Consider the following 18,342-nt stretch of genomic DNA (forward strand, 5'->3'; position numbering starts at 1 on the left):
AAAAGCTGTGTCAGCCCGGATCTCCTCCGACGTCCGGTGTGTCCTGGCGCGGCCGGCTGTCCGCGAGTCACCAGCGGCGAGTCGATTCGAGCAAGCGAAAGGGCAAGCGATGGGCGAGTACGACCTGCCTGACCCCACTTCGCAGCCGTCCCCGGAGGAAACCACCGTATACGACTGGATCGTGTCGCAGGAGACCACGGACGCGGGGGCCGCCGTGGCCGCCGCGGCGAGTATGGAACTGTCGGCGGAGCAGGTCAAGGAAGCGCTCGTGGCCTTGGAGCAGCGCGGTCTGCTGCACCCGGTCCAGGGGGATTCCGGGCGGATACGGGTGGTCGACCCGGCACTCGTCGCGGCGGTCATCACCGATCCGATCGAGCGGGTCATCCGGGACGAGACGGCGCGCCTGCAATCGGTACGCGCCCAGTTCGCCGCGCTCCGGGAGCGGTACCTGGACGGACAGCGCCCGAAGATGCTGCCGGCGGAGCTGATCCCGCGCGTCGAGGAGGTGCGGGCGGCGCTGAACCGGGCGTCGGCGGAGTGCACCGAGGAGATATTGAGCAGCCAGCCCGGCGGAAGCCGGAATCCGCGGGTTCTCGAGGAGGCGCTCGCGCGGGACCGGGACATCCTGGAAAGGGGCGTGCGGATGAGAACGCTCTATCACCACACCGCCCGCTTCAACGGGCCGAGCCAGTCCTATGTCGCCGCACTGTCGGGGCTCGGCGCCGAATACCGCACCGCGCACGAGCTGTTCGGCCGGCTCATCGTCTTCGACCGCAAGGTGGCGTTCATCCCCGAGGCGGGGGACGCGCCGCCGTGGGGCGGCGTGCTGATCAGGGAGCCGTCCATCGTGCACTTCCTGTGCGACATCTTCGAGCAGACGTGGACGAAGGCCGAGCCCTACTCGGACGCGGCCGCCGACGGCCTTGAGGTGGTGTCCCGGGACATCGACCGGACGATCGCCCGGCTGCTCGCGGCCGGCCTGAAGGACGAGACGATCGCCAGGAGGCTCGGCATGTCGCTGCGGACGACGCGGCGTCACATCGCCGACATCATGGAGTCGGTGGGGGCGGAGAGCCGCTTCCAGGCCGGGGTGCTGATGGCCACCCGCGGGCTGCTCGGCCCGCCCGGGCGGCGGCGGGACGACGATCCCCCCGCCGCGGGCGGGCCGCCGCACACCTGACCGCGGGTCGCGGCCGGGTCCCAGCGGGACTCGGGAGAACCCAGCCGAGTTCAGCGGGACTCAGGTGAACTCGGCCGGGCTCAGCGGGATTCGGGAGAACCCAGCACACCCCGGCGGACCCCGGCAGAACTCAGGAGAAGTCGTGTCCCGACCGTCTGATCCGGGACAGCTGGCCGGTGATGACCACCCAGGCGACCAGGCACCAGCCCGCCCCCACCCCGGCCTCGGCGGCCACCTGGCCGAACCACGGCCCGCCCGCCTCCAGGGCCCGCGCCGCCGCCAGCCCGTGGGTGCCGGGCAGCACCCAGCCCAGCGGCCGCAGAAAGCCGAGCCGGGAGGACGGCAGGAACGTGCCGGTGGCCAGGATGATCAGATACGCCAGCAGATTGCCCAGCACCACGTCCGCGCGTTTGCCGAGCGCCACCGCCGTCACCGCGAGACCGGCCACCGTCATGGTCACCGCGATCACCGCGTACAGGGGCGCCACTTCCAGGAGTTGCCGCGTCAGCCCCGCGTGGCCGGTCAGCGGCGCCGCGATCAGGGCCGCGGCCAACGACAGCGACCAGCCCGACACGGCGTAGGGCCACGCGCGCAGGGCCATGACGGTCGTGGGGGAGACGCGCGCCGAACGCAGCCGCCACAGCGTCCCCGACCACTTGTCCGCGGTGACCACATCGGCCACGCAGGATGTGCACATGACGGGCATGGTGATCACCGCGGCCCCGGTCAGGGCGAATCCGGCCTGCTGCGTACTGCCGATCCAGCGGCCCAGCAGGACGAAGAAGCAGGACTGGAGCACCGCGCGCGGCAGGATGGTCAGGGCCAGCACGAGCGGCGGATGCAGGCTGCGGAAGGAACGCCAGCCGAAGGCGGCGATGCCGCCCATCACCCACAGGACGTCCCGCGGGCGGGTGTCAGGCGATTTCAAGGGTCCCCCTTCGCCGTTCCCGGTCGACGAGCCGGTTGAGGAATACGACAGCGCACACGGCGTACGCGGCGGTCAGGGCGAGCAGCGCGCCCAGATCCCCGGCGGCGGGCCGGCCGGCCGCCGCCGCGCTCAGGAACTCCTTCGCCCAGCGCAGGCTCATCACCGCCGACGGCCAGCGCAGCACCACGGGCAGGTAGCCGAGCGGCACCACGGCCCCGCAGAGCAGGAAGATGACGTAGGTCAGGGCGCTGGCCACCGAGTCGGCGTGCCGGGTCACCAGCAGGATGCAGGCCAGCAGCAGGCCGAGGGTGACGCCTGAGGCCAGCGTGGCCAGCACCCCGGCGGCGAACCACCAGGGGTGGTCCACGGTGACCGGTGAGCCGAGGGCGTAGCTGGTGACGCCGGTGCTGGCCGTCACGGCGACGCCGTTGATGAGGGTGGCGCCGGTGGCCTTGCCCACCAGGACGGCCCAGGGCGAGTACACGCCGGTCAGGTTGGCGGCCAGGGTGCCGCCCCACAGCTCGTGCTGGAGGATGGCGCCGGTCGTCCACAGGGTGCCGCCCCAGATGGACAGCAGGGCGATACCGATGGCGAGACCCGGTCCCGGCCGGTTCCCGGCCGGCGTCGAGGCGATGGTGATGACGGTGAGGACGATGGGCTGGACCACGCCGTTGACCAGCGGGGCGGCGCTGCCCCGGCTCGCCTTGGCCTGGGTCCAGGCCGCGACCCGCACCATGTTCAGGGAGCCGCGCAGCGCGTCAACCACGGCCGACTCCGGCGACGGCCTTCCCCGCGTCGATGTAGGCGTCCTCCAGCCGGACCGGCGCCACGTCGACCGCCAGGATGCGGGTGTCGGCCGAGCCGCGGGTCAGCACCTCGCTGATGTGCGCGAAGGACGCGGAGTTCCATTCGGGGACCCGCCAGGTCACCGTCCAGCGGTCGGCGTTGCCGCCGGGCCGCGCCTCCGGGGTGCCGGTCTCCGGCAGCTCCATGTCGGCGGCGACGTCGGGCCGGGGGCCCTGCCCCCTGACGGTCACCACGGCGACGTATCCGACCGCCCGGGCGAAGGTCCGTACGTCGGTGTCCCGCACGACGCGCCCGCCCGACAGCAGCACCACGCGGTCGGCGAGGCGTTCCACGTCCAGCAGGTTGTGCGTGGTCAGCACCACGGTGGTGTCCGACTCCTCGCGCAGCCGCATCACCGCCGTACGCAGCCGGTCGGCCTCGACCGGATCGAGCCCGATGGACGGCTCGTCCAGCAGCAGCAGCCGGGGACTGGTCGCCATGCCGATGGCGATGTGCAGCCGCTGGCGCATCCCCTTGGAGTAGGTGTTGACCAGGCGTCCGGCCGCGTCGGTCATACCGACCTCGGCGAGGACCTCCTCGACCCGCCGCTTGGCGCTGCGCCGCGGCAGGCCGTTGAGCATCGCGAAGAACCGTACGTTGTCCCGGCCGGAGAGCCGGCCGTACAGGCCCTGGTCGCCGCCGAAGACCACGCCGGTGAGCCGGCGCACCTTCCGTACGTCGCCGACGACGTCGTGGCCGAAGACCTTGGCGGTCCCGCTGGTGGGGAGCAGCAGCGTCGAGAGGATCTTGGTCAGGGTGGTCTTCCCGGCCCCGTTGTGGCCGAGCAGTCCGACGATCTGGCCCTCCTCGACGCGGAGCGAGACGTCCCGCAGGGCGGTCACCCGGCGCGTGCGCAGGTCGTAGGTGCGGCCCAGGCCGTCCAGTTCGATGGCGGGGGCGCTCACGCGGCGCCCTCCGCACCGGGCGCCGGGATGGCGGCCGAAAGCGGGCGGACGTCGAGGCCGTCGATGCCGCCGTCCGTCAGGGACACCTCCACGGCGACCTGCGGGCCCGGGGCGGTCTCGACCCGGCGGGTCAGCCGGTCGGTCAGCCGGCGGTGCAGCGCGCCGGCCTCGGCGGGGAAGAGGCCGGGGCTGAACGACGTCTGCACGCGCACCCGAAGGCGCGGCTGGGCCGCGGTGCCGGTGATGGTGCCGGTCCCGATCCCGGTGCCGGTCCCGGTGTCGCCGCCGTGCAGCGTCCACTGCGCCCTGGGCGGGCCGAGCGGCATGTCGCCGACCACCGGGTCGGTCACGCCGACCAGCGTCTCCCGCGCCACGCCCGGTTCGTCCTCCAGGATCTCGCGCAGCTCCACCGCCCCGACCAGCACCCGGGAACGGCCGTCCGTGCGCGTGGTCGGGCAGGCCTGCCGGCGGCCCAGGTAGCCGAAACAGATCTCCCCGGGGCGGCTCCCGCACTCCTGGCGGACCACCACGTCACCCGTCCGGTAGCGCAGCATGGGCTGCAACTGGGAAAAGGGGTACAGCTCGGTCAGCGTCAACTCACCGATCCCGGCGGCGGATTCGTCGCCGTCGAGGTCGAGGATCTCCGCGACGAGCGTCGGTTCGAAGAAGAAGCCCGCGCAGTTCTCGCACTGCCGCGCGCCGCCGATGGTCTCCGAGCAGCTGAAGGTGTTCCGCACCGCGGTTCCCGGCCAGTTCCCGGTCAGATAGCCGCGGGTGGCGGCGGTGAGCACGTCGCTGACGCTGTTGATCTCGTCCATCGCGAGGGTGGCCGGATCCAGGCCGCGGGCGGTGACGGCCGCGGTCAGGGCGGTCAGCATGCCCGGTGATCCGACGACGGCCCGGCGCGGTCGCCGCCCGTCCTCCCCGGCGAAGAGCGAGACGTCGGCGAGGACGTCGATCGCGGCGGCCAGACCGCGCTTGGAGAACGTGTCGATGGCGATCTGCTGGCTGACGCCCGGCCGTTCGAGCGCTCCGCCGTGGATCGAGCGGGGCACCGCGTTGAAGGCGAGCAGCGGGCGGACCGCCGTCGTACGGGCCCGCTTGTCCATCAGGGCGACGATGTACTCGCGGTAGGCGGCCAGTTCCTCGCCGCTGCGCACCCGGCGGAAGGGGCGCCCCGTCGTGCCCGAGGTGTGGGTCAGCAGCGCCGTCCGCAGTCCGGGGTGGCGCATCTTCTCCAGGTCGGCGCCGTGCTCCGCCTTGGAGACACTGGGCACCTGGTCGATACGGTCGGGCAGCGCGTCGTCCCTTACCTTCCAGTGGTCACGATAGAAAGATATCTGACTTCCGTGACGTAGAGTGTGCGGGAGCAGCCTGCTGCGAAAAGCGGGTGCACCTACGGATGTCATAACGAATCCTCACCTTGTATCGCGCCGAGCGGCCGGACGCGGGCCCGGAATCAGGCACGGGGGCGGCCGGCACTTTCGTGCGCGGCCGCCCCCAGACCGGGTCAGATCTCCTGGAAGTTGACCGGCTCGTCGTCGAGGAGCAGCTCGACCAGTTCCTTCACCATTTCGAATTCACCTCCGTTCCTTTCTTTGGTCCGTTGCGCGGACCAAGCCGCGATCAGATCTCCTGGAAGTTCACGGGCTCGTCGTCGAGGAGCAGCTCGACCAGTTCCTTCACCATTGCGATGGCACCTCCTTCCCTGTCTCGGCGGGTCCGTTCCGCACCTTTGGCACGGATCAGATCTCCTGGAAGTTGACGGGCTCGTCGTCGAGGAGCAGCTCAACCAGTTCCTTCATCATTTTGAATTCACCTCCCTTTGCGTTGGAAGAAGTAAATCAAATTTCCGCCGGCTCTGTCAATCGGTATATTTTCCAGATCCAGTTATTCGCATATGGCGGGACTGAAAAACATTCGGCGTCATATCGGGCACACTGATATGCCGCCTGGATATCAACGGTCGGCGGAGCTTGGGGGCGCGCTCAGGGCCGCTGAGCGCGCAGGGGGACCCGCAGGAAGGTCGTCAGTCCGAACTCGGCGCCGCGCTCGACGGCGCCGAGGTCGATCCGCCGGGGCACGCCGGCCCGGCTGAGCGCGCGCCAGGCCGCCTGGAGGTGCGCTCTGGCCAGCGGGGCGCCCAGGCAGTAGTGCCGGCCCTGGCCGAAGGCCAGGTGGGAGCCCCCGTTGGAGCCGAGGTGGGAGTCCGGGTGGGACGCGGCGCCGGGGTCCCTCGCCGCCGACACCGGGCAGGCCGCGGGGCCGGCGGCTTCCCGGTCGTGGCCGGCGGAGGCCAGGAGCAGGGCGACCCGCTGCCCGCGGGCGATCCGTTGCCCGCGGTAGTCGAAGTCGCACTTCGCCTCGCGCGGGGCGATGTGGAAGGGCGGGTCGGCGCGCAGCGCCGCCTCCACGACGGCTTCTGACTCCAACAGGGCAGTCCCTTCCGTCCCGTCCGTCCCGTCCGCCCCGCCTACGATGAGGGCCGTCCCGGCCGGATCGGGCGCGCGGGCGGCGTGCAGCATCATCGTGCAGGTCGCCGTGGCCGTCGGCTCGATGCCGCCGGTCACGAGTTGGGCCACCATCGCCGCGATGTCGGCGAGCTCCACCCGCTCGTGCCGGAGGGCGTCCGCCAGCAGCCGCGCGACCGGGGTGCGCGCGTCCGGCAGCAACTCCTCCCGCACGAACCGTTCCAGGCCCTCGACCGCCGGCCGCGCCCGGCGGGCCCGGTCGATGTCGATCCCGCTGCCGCCCAGGTAGGCGATGAGCGCGTCCGACCAGTCGACCAGGCGCCGGCCGGCGTCGTCGGCCGGCACCCCGAGGAGCCGGCACACGGTCCGCAGGGCGGCCGGCCGGGCGAAGTCCGCCAGCAGATCCGCCGCCGCGTCGGGCAGCGCCTCGGCCTGCGACCGGGTCATCCGCCCGATCCAGTCCGCCAGTTCGGCCGCCGCCCGGCGGCTCAGCGCCGGTTGCAGCAACCGCCGCAGGAGGACCTGGGCCGGGCGGTCGGAGAAGACCGGCCAGCGGGCGAGGTGGTCCTCCACCGGCACCACGGCCGCCGCCTGGTCCGGCGGCAGGTCGCGGATCCACTCCGGGTAGTCGTGGGCGCCGAGCCGCCGGTCGAGCAGCAGCTTCTCCACATCCGCCCGCCGGCTCACGTACCACCGCCGGGTCGGCTCGTCCCAGTGCAGGGGAGCCTCGCGCCGGAGCCGTTCGTAGAGCGGATACGGGTCGCGTTCGCTGTCCTCGTCGACCACCGGGGGCAGCTCGGGAGCTTCACGGGCGCCGGCCGTCATGACGCACCGGCGGACTCGTACTCCAGGCTCTCCATCGCCTGGCAGTCGGTCCAGCAGACCGCGCACTCGTTCCGTTTGATGCGCTCGCGGGTCTGCTGGGCGAGATGGCCGGTCCACACCGGCAGCAGGTCGAGGTCGAAGTCGCGGACGTTGCCGATCACGTCCTCGGTCATCGTCACGCACGGGGCGACGCCGCCGTAGGGATCGATCCAGACCGAGGCGAACATCGCGTAGCAGGGCAGGATCATCCGGCCCGGGTCGGCGAGCGCCTCGGGGATCTTCTCGATGAAGGGCAGGGTGCGGCGGAACCGGTAGGTCGCGTTGAGCTCCTTGACCGTACGGATCACCTTGTCCCGGCGTTCCAGGCCGTTCTCCTGGGCGTAGTAGTGCCCAGAGGCGACCGGGCGGAAGCCGAAGTCGTCCGGCTCGCGGACCAGGCCGGTCTCCAGCGCGTGCGCCATGAGTCCGGGCAGCTCGTCCACGTTCTCGTCCATGATGGTGAAACTCATCTGCTGGCTGAGCTGCGGATACCGTTCGCGCAGTTCGACCAGCCCGCGCAGCAGCCGCTCGGCGCGGGCGTACCCGGTCCGGATGCCGCGGATCTTGGCGTAGGTGTCGGAGAAACCGTCCATCGAGACGCTCACCACGAACAGCGAGTCGGCCGGCGCGTCCTTCAGGATGTCCTCGACCGTTTCGAGGATGCGCGGCGGCTGAAGGCCGTTGGTCGTGACCGCCGCGAACCCGGTCCGCCGCAGCAGCAGTTTCAGCAGCTCCGCGACGCCCTCTTTCATAAAGGGCTCCCCGCCGGTGATGTCGACGGACATGACGCCCTGGCTGATCGCGCGATCCGTCAGCTTCAGCCATTCAGGACCGGTCAGTTCCTGCGTCAGCAGGCCCTTGTCCTTTCGGTAGATCTCCCAGATCGAGCACATCGTGCACCGCGAATTGCACAGATTGGTGATTTGCAGGCTCATGCGCCGGGGGACGGGGCGAGCCTGTCCCGCCGTACGCAGTCGCCGCACTTCAGCAGCCATGGGATCCGTCATGCCAACGACTCTAGGGTGGCCCGGTATATTTGCGGTACACCGTTGTCCGGGTATACGGGAAGTATATCGAGACGCCCGGTGCGGCATGAATCCCTTGACGCTCCCGAGCGGGCCGGGTCAACATTGGGGAACTTCGTCGGCGCCCATCGCGCCGCATTCCATTCCTCGCTCCCAGGGAGAATCCCATGCGCGTCAATATTGTCGAGGCCGAGCCGGCGGCCGACTTCGAGGTCATCGAGCGCAAGGGCGTCGGACACCCCGACTCCCTGTCCGACGGACTGGCCGAGGCGCTCTCGGCGGCGTACTCGAATTACACCCTGGAGAATTTCGGGGCGGTGCTGCACCACAACTTCGACAAGGTCGGCCTGCTCGGCGGACGCAGCGAGGTGAACTTCGGCCGCGGCCGGATGACCTCACCGATCCGGGTGCTGATCAACGGCCGCACCTCCAACAGCTTCGGCGGCACCGAGATCCCCGTCGAGGACATCATCGTCCGTACCACCCGGGAGTTCCTCGGAGCCCGGCTGCCGAAGATCGACCCGGAGCAGGACCTGACCTTCCTGTGGAACCTGAGCAGCGGGAGCAGCCCGGGCCAGGTCGACGCGAGCAGCGACAAGGAGTCCTACCGCCGGCACTGGTTCGCGCCGCGCGACCTGTCCGACCTGCGCGAACTCGACCACCTGGCGTGCAACGACACCTCGATCGGCTGCGCCTACGCCCCCCTCAGCCCGCTGGAGAACTTCGTGCTGGAGGTCGAGACCGAGCTGCACCAGCGGCACGACCTCCCGTGGCTCGGCACCGACATCAAGGTCCTCGCGGTACGCGGCGGCCGGACGGTCGACATCACGATGTGCCTGCCGCAGATCGCCGACGAGGTCCCCGACCTGGCCGCCTACACCGCCAACATCGCCACCGCCCGCGAGCTGATCACCCGGCTCGCCGAGAAGCTGCTGCCCGGCCACGAGATCAGCCTGTTCACCAACACCCGCGACAACCTCGACATACCCGAGCTGTACCTCACCGCGACCGGCTCTTCGATCGAGAGCGGCGACGAGGGTCTGGTGGGCCGCGGCAACCGCACCAACGGCCTGATCGCCACCGCGCGTCCATACACGATGGAGGGCGCCTGCGGGAAGAACCCCGTCTACCACACCGGCAAGATCTACACCGTCGCCGCGCAGCGCATCGCCGACGACCTGGCCGCCGCCTTCGGTACGGCCTTCCGGGTCTGGGTCGTGGGCCAGGCGGGACGCGAACTGAGCAACCCCTGGCAGGTGATGGTCGCCCACGAGGGTCCGGTCGACACCGCCCTGGTGGAGGCCGCGGTCAAGACCTCCATGGCCGGCGTCCACTCGATCACCGACGCCATCCTGGCCGGCTCCGTCCAGCTCTACTGACCGTGCCGACCGCCGAGGGAGCAGACGTGGCCACCACCGTCAACGCGCTCCGCCGCTGGCTGCTCGACCACCCGCAGCTCAGGACCGGCCCGCACACCGGCGGAGTCCTGGGAGTCAGCGGCGGCGCCGCCGCCGAGAGTTATGTCTATCCGGAGATCGCCGGCTACTACCTCACCTGGCTGGCCTTCGCCGACCTGCTGGACCCGGCGGCGAGCCGGACCACCGGCGAGCGCCGGGACCTCACCGTGGCCTGGCTGGCCGGGCAGTCGGACACCGCGGGAGGCCCGCCCACCCGTACCTACCTGGCCCCGGGACCGCCCGCGGCCGACGACTGGCGCAACGACGCGCTGTTCGCCTTCGACCTCGGCATGGTGTTCCGGGGGATCGCGGCGCCCGGACGTCCGACGGACGGCGGTCGGCGCGCACGGCCGGCCCACGATCCGGGGCCGGTACGCGACCGGGTGGCCGCGCTGCTGGCGGATCTGCGCGACACGGACGGCTCCTGGCTCGCCGCCCGCCCGTTCCCCAGCGCCCCGCCGCTGCCCGAGCGCTGGTCCACCCTGCCAGGACCCCACCTGCTGAAGGCGGCCGGCGGCGTACTCGCCCTGCACGACGGGGACGACGACCCGCGGCTCCGGCAGGCGGCCGTGGCGACCCTCGCCCGGCACGCCCCGCCGCTCAAGCGGGACCTGCCGGCGATGAGCCACCCCGCCCTGTACGCGGTCGAGGGTCTGCTCCAGGCCGAATCCGCCGGACACACCGAATACCACGAGGAGTTGACCTCCGCCTACCACCGGCTGGCCGGGGCGCTGGTCGACGGTGTCCCGCACGAGTACGCGGGCCGGCCCGGCAGCCGCGTGCGCAGCGACGTCATCGCCCAACTGCTCCGCGCCGGCAGCGTGCTGGCCGGCCGCGGCGAGCTTGACGCGGCGGCCGCGGCGCAACTACCGCTCCTGGCGGGGCTGCTGGCCGAACGGGTCGCCCCGGACGGAAGCCTGCCCTTCGACACCGCCGCGGCGTCGGGCACGGCGCTCCAGGCCAACACCTGGTGTGCCATGTTCGCCCACCAGGCGCTGGTCTTCTTCGACCGCGTCGCGGGCGGCGAGCCCGTCCCCGACCAGTGGGTCCGGTTGCTGGTCTGAGCACTCCAGCGGCCCCGAACCCCGCGGCCCCGAACCCCGCGGCCCCGAACCCCACGGCCCCGTAAATCTGCTGCCCCGTAACTCCGGGCCCCTTCAACTCCGTCGCGCCGCACCCGAGGTGCCGCGACGTCCCGCACGTCACGTCCTGTAAGGAGCGAGCACATGCAGCGGCGGGTCGCACTGGTCTTCGGCACCCGGCCCGAAGCGATCAAGATGGCTCCCCTGATCCGGGAGTTCGGCGCACACGGCGACTTCGAGCCGCTCGTGGTGTCGACCGGTCAGCACAGCGACCTGCTCGACCAGGTCCTGCACGAGTTCGGCGTACGCCCCGACGTCGAACTCCGGGTCAAGCGCACCCGGCAGACCCTCGCCGAGCTGACCGCGGGCGTCATCAGCGGTGTCGACACGATGCTGGAGGAGCACCGCCCGCACGCCGTGCTGGTCCACGGGGACACCACCACCACACTCGGCGCCAGCCTGGCGTCGTACTACCGGACGGTGCCGCTGGTCCACGTCGAGGCCGGACTGCGGTCCGGCAACCGGTGGGCGCCCTTCCCCGAGGAGGTCAACCGGCGGATCACCTCGCTGGTGACCGACCTGCACCTGGCACCGACCCCGCAGGCCCGGCAGAACCTGCTGGCCGAGGGGGTGAACGAGCAGAGCGTGGTGGTCACGGGCAACACCGTCATCGACGCCATGCGGGCCATGCTCGACTCGTCCCCCGCCGACCACGGCGATCCCGGGCCGGCCGCGCTGGCCGGCGACCCGCGGCGGATGCTGCTCTTCACCCTGCACCGCCGCGAGGCGTGGGGCTCGTCCATGACCCGGATCGCGCAGGGCGTCGTCGAGGCCGCCGACGCCCACCCGGACATGGTCGTGGTCGCCTGCGTGCACCCCAATCCGGCGGTGCGGGCGGCGCTGCTGCCCGCGCTGCGCGGCCGGCACAACGTGATCGTGACCGATCCGCAGCCCTACCGCTCCTTCCTCCGGCTGATCCGGCGCGCGCACGCCGTGGTCACCGACTCCGGCGGGGTGCAGGAGGAGAGCACGGGCCTCGGCCGGCCCGTCCTGGTCCTGCGGGAGGTGACCGAGCGGCAGGAGGGCGTACGCGCCGGCGGCGTCCGGCTGATCGGCACCGACAAGGAAGCGGTGCGCGCCGCCATCACCGAGCTGTGGAGCGATCCGGGGCGCCACGCGCGCATGTCCGAGGCCATCAGCCCGTACGGCGACGGCCGGGCGGCCGGCCGGTGCGTCGCCGCGGTCGCCCGGATGCTCGGCCTCACCGACGCGGCCGTCCAACCATACGAACCGGACTTGAGGATCGGGGAAGCGGTGCAATGAGCGTCACCTATCTCGTCAGACACGCACAGACCTCCTACAGTTCGCGCTACCTGGTCAACGGCTCGCTGGACGTGGACGTCCGGCTGGACCCGCAAGGGGCCGCCGCCTGCCGGGACTTCACCGCCCCCTGGGCGGCCGGCGTCCGCTCCTGCCGCACCAGCGGCTTCCGGCGCACCCAGCAGACCGCGGAGCTGCTGCTGGCCGGCCGGCCGGTGCCGCGGACGGCCGACCACCGCCTCGACGAAGTGGACTACGGGCGCTTCGAGGGCGGTCCCTGGACCGACTACGGCGCCTGGCTGGTCGCCTGCGGGCTGGACGCCGTGCCGCCCGGCGGCCAGGAATCCTGGCGCGACTGCGTCCGGCGGATGCTCGAAGGACTGCTGGCCTGCCTCGACCTGCCCGGACCGCGCCTGGTCGTCGGCCACGGCCTGCTCGGCTCGGTGGCGCGCTGGCTCCAACTGCCCGAGCAGCACCTGGACGCGCCGGTGTTCCCCGAGGCCCCTTACCTGGAGCCGCTCGTCCTGAGCGACGAGGCGCTGCGGGAACTGGTGGCCAAGGGCGCCAGGATCCTGAACGGCCGGCCCCAGGCGGTGCCGTCGTGACCTACGACGCCATCGTGGTGGGTTCCGGGGCGGCGGGAAGCTGGGCCGCCAAGACGCTGGCGGAGCGCGGTATCAGGACCCTGGTCCTGGAGGCGGGCCCGCTGTTTCCCGGCGACCACCGGGTGGACCGCGCCGCGCACGACTCCGGCCGGCAGCCCGTCCAGTCGCTGTGCTCCGCCTACGAACCGCCCAACAGCCACCTGTTCGTCGACGACGTCGACAACGCCTACGCCACCGACGACGACGCGCCCTTCCACTGGTTCCGCGGCCGCCAGGTCGGCGGCCGGCTGCACGTGTGGGCCGGGGTGAGCCTGCGCATGTCCGACCGGGAGTTCGGCGGCCGGGACCAGGACCGCGAAGGACCGGCCGCCCGCGGCTGGCCCATCCGCTACCGCGACGTGGAGCCCTACTACCGCCGCGTCGAGACGTTCATGCGGGTCACCGGCGGCAGCGAGCCGTCACCGGCCGCGCCCGCGCCCGCCGCCGCCGTGCGACAGCCGCTGACCCGCGGTGAGAGGTTGCTGGCGGACGCGGTGCGCCGCCGGTGGCCGGGCCGGCAGGTGGTCAGCGGCAGGGTGGCCCGCGCGGAGGCCGGCGCCGCCCTCACCGCGGCCCTCACCACCGGGCGGGCGACCCTGCGACCCGACGCCGTGGTGTCGCACCTGGAGCTGGACCGCGCCGGACGGCGGGCCGAAGGCGTCGTCTTCGCCGACCGTGTCACCGGCGTGCTGCACCGCGAGCGCGCCGCGACCGTCATCCTGTGCGCCTCGGCCATCGAGTCGGTCCGGATCCTGCTCAACACCCGGGCCGCGGCCCGTTCCGGCGCCGCTCTTGGCGGCGACGCCGACCTGCTCGGCCGCCATGTGTTCGACCACGTCGTGGGCGCCACCGTCAGCGGCCTCGTGCCCGGTACGGACACCGCGCCCGCGCCGCTCGGCCGGCCGGGACTCGTACCGGTGTGTCACATCCCCGACAGCCCAGAAGCCCGCGGGGAGTTCAGCGGCGGCTACGGCATCACCCTGTTCGCCCCCGAGGTGCTGCCCATGAACGGACCGAGCGCCGCGTGGGCGTCGGCGTCCGGCTCCATACCGTTCCGCCTGTGGGCCAGCGGCGAGGTGCTTCCGCGCGCCGACAACCGGATCACCCTCGCGGCCGGCACCGACGCCTGGGGCATACCGCAAGCGCGGATCCGGCTGTCCTACGGCCCCGACGAGCACGCGATGACGGCTTATCAGGCCGAGGAGATGACCGGCATGGCACGCGCGGCCGGCTTCGACATCCGAGAAGTCACCGACAAGCCGGACACCCCCGGCACCGCCGTACACGAGATGGGCGGCGCGGCCATGGGCGACAGCCCGCTGACCTCGGTGGTGGACGGCCGCAACAGGGTCTGGCAGCTCCCCAACGTCCTGGTCGCCGACGGCTCCTGCTTCACCACCGGCGGCTGGCAGAACCCGACGCTCACCATCATGGCCCTGGCCGCCCGGGCCTGCGAGCTGCTCGCCCGGACCGCGCGGAGCGGAGAACCGGTATGAAAGTCCTGATCATCAGCGACGTCGACGTGGAGAGCGGACGCGGCCCGGTGACCCGCCTGGCGCACGTGCTGCCCGAACTGACCCGGCGGGCCGACGTCTTCCTGGTCGCGCTGGGCCACCCCGACGACACCTGCCGGCAGGCGATCGAGGCATCCGGGGTGCGCACCCGGACGCTGGCCTTCGCGCTGCGCGGCTGGCGGGTGGACCGGCTCGGCGAGCTGGTGGGCGAGATCGCCGCCGTGGTCGAGGAGGAGCGGCCCGACCTCGTGGTGCTCTACCGCGAGATCTGGGACCTGATGCACGCGCTGCCGCCCGTCCTGCGCCGCCTCGGCACCCCCTTCCTCGTCATGCCGCACTCGGTGCCCTTCCTGGACGCGGTGCCCCGCCCCAGCCGCTCCTTCGCCTGGGACCTCGTCCGCCGGCTGCCCGGCGAACGCCGCGCCCACGCCTGGGCCTACCTGCTCACCCACCTCCACCAGGCCCGCCTGATGCGCACCCTGCCGCGCGTGGTGATCAACGAGACGGTGGACTTCTACCTGGCGCGCTACTTCCCGACCGCCCCGTCGGTCGCGGCCATCCCGGGCTACGCGGTGGAGCCGCCGGACCCCGCGCTGACCGGACCGGGAGGCAAGACCTACGACGTGGCCTTCATGGCCAAACTGACCCGCGGCAAGGGGCTGTTCGACACTCTTGAGGTGATGCGGCACCTGCGCCGCTCACGCCCCGGCGCCCGCATGGTGGTGATCGGCTCCTTCGAGGGGAAGCGGGTGGAGAGGCAGTTCCTGGCGGCCCGCCGGCGGCTGGGGCTGACCGACGCGGTCGAGCTGGCCGGCTGGCTGACCGGCCAGCAGAAACAGCGTGTGCTGGCCTCGGCGCGGACCTTTTGCTATCCCTCACGCTCCGCGGATACCTTCTCCCTGTGCCTGCTGGAAGCCCTCGCCCATCGGCTGCCCGCCGTCTGCTATGACGCGCCCTTCGCCCGATGTGTGTACGGCGACACACCCGCCGTGCGCCGGGTCCCCTTCGGATCGGCGCGCGCGATGGCCGCGGCGCTGGACGCACTGCTCAACGAGCGTGCCTGGGTGGGTAAACAGGCCGCCGCGGCCCGGTTCGCCAGCCGCTACGCTTCCTGGAGCGCCGTGGGCGAAGCGGAGATCTCCGCCTACAGGGCTTTCCTGGACGGGCTGCCCTCCGCCGCCGGCATACCCCCTGTGACGAGTCTCGTAAGGAGCCACCGTGCTTGACCTGAATTTCATCCTGCGGCATCAGGACGAGGTCGTCGAGAACTGTGCCCGGCGCGGTTATGAAATCGACATCCAGCAGATCGTCAGGCTCGATCGCGAACGACGTGACGCCGTCCACCGGCTTGACGAGACCCGGCACGAGATCACGTTGCTCGGACGGCAGTGGAAGGACGCCACCGACCCCGACGAGCACCGTCGCCAGGCCGCCAAGCTCAAGGAGGAGCGGGCGAAGCTGGAGACCGAGGTCGAGGAGGTCGAGGCCCGGCTCGCGGACCAGCTCGCCTGGCTGCCCAACATGCTCGACGAGCGCGTTCCGGTCGGCGGTGAGGAGGACAACGTGGTCCTGCGCACCGTGGGCGAACCGCCCGAGCAGGCTTTCGAACCGCGCTCGCACGAGGAGATCGGCCGCCTCACCGCGACCATCGACATCCCGCACGGGGTGAACGTCGCGGGTTCGCGTTTCTATCTGCTGATGAACGAGGCCGTGCAGATCCGCTACGCCCTCACCGACCTGTTCACCAAGCGCGCGCGGGAGCAGGGGTTCGAGCTGGTCTCCCCGCCCTACATGGCGCAGCGCGAGACCCTGTTCGCCTCGGGCTATCTGCCGTTCCAGGACAAGGACAACTACACCGTCAGCGACACCGACCTGTCGCTGATCGGCACCAGCGAGCAGGCGCTGCTCGGCATGCACATCGGTGAGACGCTCACCCAGCTCCCGGTGCTCTACCTCGGCGACTCGATGTGCTTCCGCACCGAGGCCGGCAGCTACGGCCGGGACACCGCGGGGATCCTGCGGGTCCACCAGTTCTACAAGCTGGAGCAGTTCGTCTTCTGCGCGCCGCAGGACAGCGAGCACTGGCACCAGGTGTGCCTGGAGAACGAGGAATGGCTGATGCGGGAGCTCGGCGTGCCCTACCAGGTGGTGCTGACCGGGTCCAAGGACCTCGGCGCGCCCGGCCGGATGAAGTACGACACCGAGGCGTGGCTGCCGGCGCAGGGCCGCTACCGGGAGATGACCTCCAACACCAACATGGGTGACTTCCAGGCCCGGCGCGGCCGTATCCGGTACAAGATCGACGGCGAGAAGGGCTTCCCGCACACCATCTCGGCCACCGGCTTCTGCGACCGGCTGCTCCTGGCCATCCTGGAGAACTTCCAGCAGCCCGACGGCTCGGTCAAGGTGCCGGAACTCCTCGTGCCCTACCTGGGCAAGGACGTCATCGCCGTGCGGCCCCCCCAACAGCAGCGACCCAAGGTGCGGTGACCGTGAGCGACAGCCCCGCGAGCCCGTTCGAGTCGGCATTCGAATCGGCCCTCGCCACCTACCTGCTGGCCCGCGGCTGGCGCCGCGACCGGTGCGGCGACTGCGGCCGAGGCTACTTCGGCAAGGGGGCGGGCGGCTGCGGAAGCCCGTGGTGTCCCGGCTCCCGTACGGCGGCGCCGGCCGGCGCGGACGGCCAGGAGCCGGTGCGCCGGCCGCTGCCCGCCCAGTGGCAGCGCATCCGCGCCGCACTGGCACGGCGGGGCCTGGCCCCCTCCGCCGTCGCCGACCTGAGCGGCGCGGCCCGGGACACCGACCTCGTCGTCTCGGCCCTCCAGTCGCTCGACGCCGTGGTGCACCAGGGCGCGCCCGCCCCCGACGGCATCCGGATCCTGGCCCAGCCGTGTGTGCGCTGGCGCTATCTGCCGGCCGCCGGACGGGAGGAGGGGGTCTCCTCGTCCTTCATCAACCTGTCCTCGCTGGAGGTGGGCGGCACCGATCTGATCGACCGGGTCTCCGAGCACCTGGACTGCTGGCTCGACGTCCTGTCCGCGGTGGGGCTGCACGCCCGCCACATCACCGTCGCGCTCACCGACGAGACGTGCGACTACGGGCCGTACCGGGGGCGCCGCGCCGATGTGAACTGCGGCGGCGTCGAACTCGGCGAGATCAACTGGTACCACGACGTGGCCGATGTGGCCGGTCGCCGGCTCACCGTCATCGACTGCGGTTTCGCCTTCGAGCGGATCGCCTGGAGCGCGGCGCGCCCCGAGCCGTACCACCGCGTGCTGTCGCCCTACTACCTCGATTTCCCCGGCCGGGTCGAGGAGGGGGCGGTCGTCAACGACCGGGCCCGTACGCTCGCCCTGCTGTCCTTGTCCGGGATACGTCCGGGCAGCCGGGGGGCCCGCCGGTACGCCCGCCAGCTCGCCGGCGAACTGGCGGTGCCGTTCCTGCGCGGCGCCAGTACCCGCGGCTTCCTGGAGCACGCGACCCTCTACTGGCGGCAGTTCGTGGCGCCCGCCGGTTCCGGTCAGGACGCGGTGGGCATCGCGAGTGAGGCGATCGAGCGGCAGGCGGTGGCCCGGCTGGCGGGAGCCCTGCGGCAGGCGGTGCCGCCGGACCACCTCGCCTTCAGCGAGGCCGCCGACTTCCTGGCCGGCCGGTCCGGCGGTCGCGGCGCGGTCTCCCGCGCGGTGGAGACGCTGGTGGCCTGAGCGGCAGCCGAACGCGGCTCCCACGGGCGGTCCCTGGCCTGAACAGCCCGGACCGCGGGGAGCCGCGTTCGTCGTCCCGGTCGATACCGCGGCCGGCGCCGGCCGCCGCCGGGGACAGCCGTTGCCGTCCCCGCGGCGACGTCAGGCTTCCGCGGACGTGTTCGCGCCCACGCCGTCCAGGGTGAGGGCCAGCAGCAGGAGCTGGACCCTGTTGGTCGCGCCCGTCTTCAGCCGGATACGGCGCAGGTAGGTGTCGACCGTGTGCGGGGAGATGTTCATGCTGCGGGCGATCGCCGTGTAGGTCCGGCCGAGGGCCATGTGCCTGAGCACTTCCGCCTCGCGGGTGCTGAGATTCGCCTCGGGACTCTGGAGTGCACCACTCATGTGCATTTCCTTTGTTGT

16 protein-coding genes are annotated in these 18,342 nt (G+C 71.9%); 9 read left to right on the plus strand and 7 right to left on the minus strand.

The features are described from left to right. Positions 1 to 109 precede the first annotated feature (109 nt). Complete coding sequence (locus OG519_RS24185; protein ID WP_405587682.1) at positions 110 to 1,180, plus strand: LuxR C-terminal-related transcriptional regulator; 1,071 nt, start codon at positions 110 to 112, stop codon at positions 1,178 to 1,180. 130 nt (positions 1,181 to 1,310) lie between these two features. Here the strand turns inward: OG519_RS24185 and OG519_RS24190 are convergent, their stop codons facing one another. From OG519_RS24190 to OG519_RS24215, 6 genes are all read right to left on the minus strand, one after another. Then, positions 1,311 to 2,108 (minus strand): ABC transporter permease, encoded by a 798-nt coding sequence (locus tag OG519_RS24190; RefSeq protein ID WP_405587685.1) that lies wholly within the window; start codon positions 2,106 to 2,108, stop codon positions 1,311 to 1,313. Then, positions 2,095 to 2,874: an ABC transporter permease gene (locus OG519_RS24195; protein WP_405587688.1), complete on the minus strand. Its 780-nt coding sequence runs from the start codon at positions 2,872 to 2,874 to the stop codon at positions 2,095 to 2,097. Before OG519_RS24195 ends, OG519_RS24190 begins: the two co-directional genes overlap by 14 nt. Further along, positions 2,867 to 3,859 carry an ABC transporter ATP-binding protein gene (locus OG519_RS24200; RefSeq protein ID WP_405587691.1) on the minus strand — a complete coding sequence of 331 codons (993 nt, stop codon included), beginning with the start codon at positions 3,857 to 3,859 and terminating at the stop codon, positions 2,867 to 2,869. Before OG519_RS24200 ends, OG519_RS24195 begins: the two co-directional genes overlap by 8 nt. Next, positions 3,856 to 5,268, minus strand: a complete 1,413-nt coding sequence (locus tag OG519_RS24205; RefSeq protein ID WP_405587694.1) for a hypothetical protein — start codon at positions 5,266 to 5,268, stop codon at positions 3,856 to 3,858. The genes OG519_RS24200 and OG519_RS24205 overlap by 4 nt, the downstream gene beginning before the upstream one ends. A gap of 579 nt (positions 5,269 to 5,847) precedes the next feature. After that, positions 5,848 to 7,155 (minus strand): cytochrome P450, encoded by a 1,308-nt coding sequence (locus tag OG519_RS24210; RefSeq protein ID WP_405587697.1) that lies wholly within the window; start codon positions 7,153 to 7,155, stop codon positions 5,848 to 5,850. Continuing rightward, positions 7,152 to 8,201, minus strand: coding sequence for a radical SAM/SPASM domain-containing protein (locus tag OG519_RS24215; protein WP_405587700.1), 1,050 nt, complete (start codon positions 8,199 to 8,201; stop codon positions 7,152 to 7,154). The genes OG519_RS24210 and OG519_RS24215 overlap by 4 nt, the downstream gene beginning before the upstream one ends. A 185-nt stretch (positions 8,202 to 8,386) precedes the next feature. Here OG519_RS24215 and OG519_RS24220 point away from each other — a divergent pair, with 185 nt between their 5' ends. From OG519_RS24220 to OG519_RS24255, 8 genes are all read left to right on the plus strand, one after another. Next, positions 8,387 to 9,598, plus strand: a complete 1,212-nt coding sequence (locus OG519_RS24220) for a methionine adenosyltransferase (RefSeq protein WP_405587702.1) — start codon at positions 8,387 to 8,389, stop codon at positions 9,596 to 9,598. Positions 9,599 to 9,624: 26 nt separating this feature from the next. Beyond that, a complete protein-coding gene (locus OG519_RS24225) occupies positions 9,625 to 10,740 on the plus strand; it encodes a hypothetical protein (protein WP_405587705.1) in 1,116 nt (371 codons plus the stop codon). A 162-nt stretch (positions 10,741 to 10,902) separates the two neighbouring features. Beyond that, on the plus strand, positions 10,903 to 12,081 hold the full coding sequence (gene wecB, locus OG519_RS24230; protein WP_405587708.1) for a non-hydrolyzing UDP-N-acetylglucosamine 2-epimerase: 1,179 nt from the start codon (positions 10,903 to 10,905) through the stop codon (positions 12,079 to 12,081). Then, positions 12,078 to 12,683, plus strand: a complete 606-nt coding sequence (locus OG519_RS24235; RefSeq protein WP_405587711.1) for a histidine phosphatase family protein — start codon at positions 12,078 to 12,080, stop codon at positions 12,681 to 12,683. The genes wecB and OG519_RS24235 overlap by 4 nt, the downstream gene beginning before the upstream one ends. Further along, positions 12,680 to 14,218, plus strand: coding sequence for a GMC oxidoreductase (locus tag OG519_RS24240; RefSeq protein ID WP_405587714.1), 1,539 nt, complete (start codon positions 12,680 to 12,682; stop codon positions 14,216 to 14,218). The genes OG519_RS24235 and OG519_RS24240 overlap by 4 nt, the downstream gene beginning before the upstream one ends. Next, positions 14,215 to 15,462, plus strand: coding sequence for a glycosyltransferase family 4 protein (locus tag OG519_RS24245; protein WP_405587717.1), 1,248 nt, complete (start codon positions 14,215 to 14,217; stop codon positions 15,460 to 15,462). The genes OG519_RS24240 and OG519_RS24245 overlap by 4 nt, the downstream gene beginning before the upstream one ends. Continuing rightward, on the plus strand, positions 15,455 to 16,726 hold the full coding sequence (serS, locus tag OG519_RS24250; protein WP_405587719.1) for a serine--tRNA ligase: 1,272 nt from the start codon (positions 15,455 to 15,457) through the stop codon (positions 16,724 to 16,726). The genes OG519_RS24245 and serS overlap by 8 nt, the downstream gene beginning before the upstream one ends. Before the next feature lie 2 nt (positions 16,727 to 16,728). Continuing rightward, on the plus strand, positions 16,729 to 17,940 hold the full coding sequence (locus OG519_RS24255) for a hypothetical protein (protein WP_405587722.1): 1,212 nt from the start codon (positions 16,729 to 16,731) through the stop codon (positions 17,938 to 17,940). A gap of 141 nt (positions 17,941 to 18,081) precedes the next feature. On the opposite strand, the gene OG519_RS24260 is transcribed toward OG519_RS24255, so the two are convergent. Further along, positions 18,082 to 18,324: a response regulator transcription factor gene (locus OG519_RS24260; RefSeq protein ID WP_405587725.1), complete on the minus strand. Its 243-nt coding sequence runs from the start codon at positions 18,322 to 18,324 to the stop codon at positions 18,082 to 18,084. Between the last annotated feature and the right edge of the window lie 18 nt (positions 18,325 to 18,342).

This window comes from Streptomyces sp. NBC_01190 (assembly GCF_045039895.1).
In the GTDB taxonomy this organism is placed as follows: domain Bacteria; phylum Actinomycetota; class Actinomycetes; order Streptomycetales; family Streptomycetaceae; genus Actinacidiphila.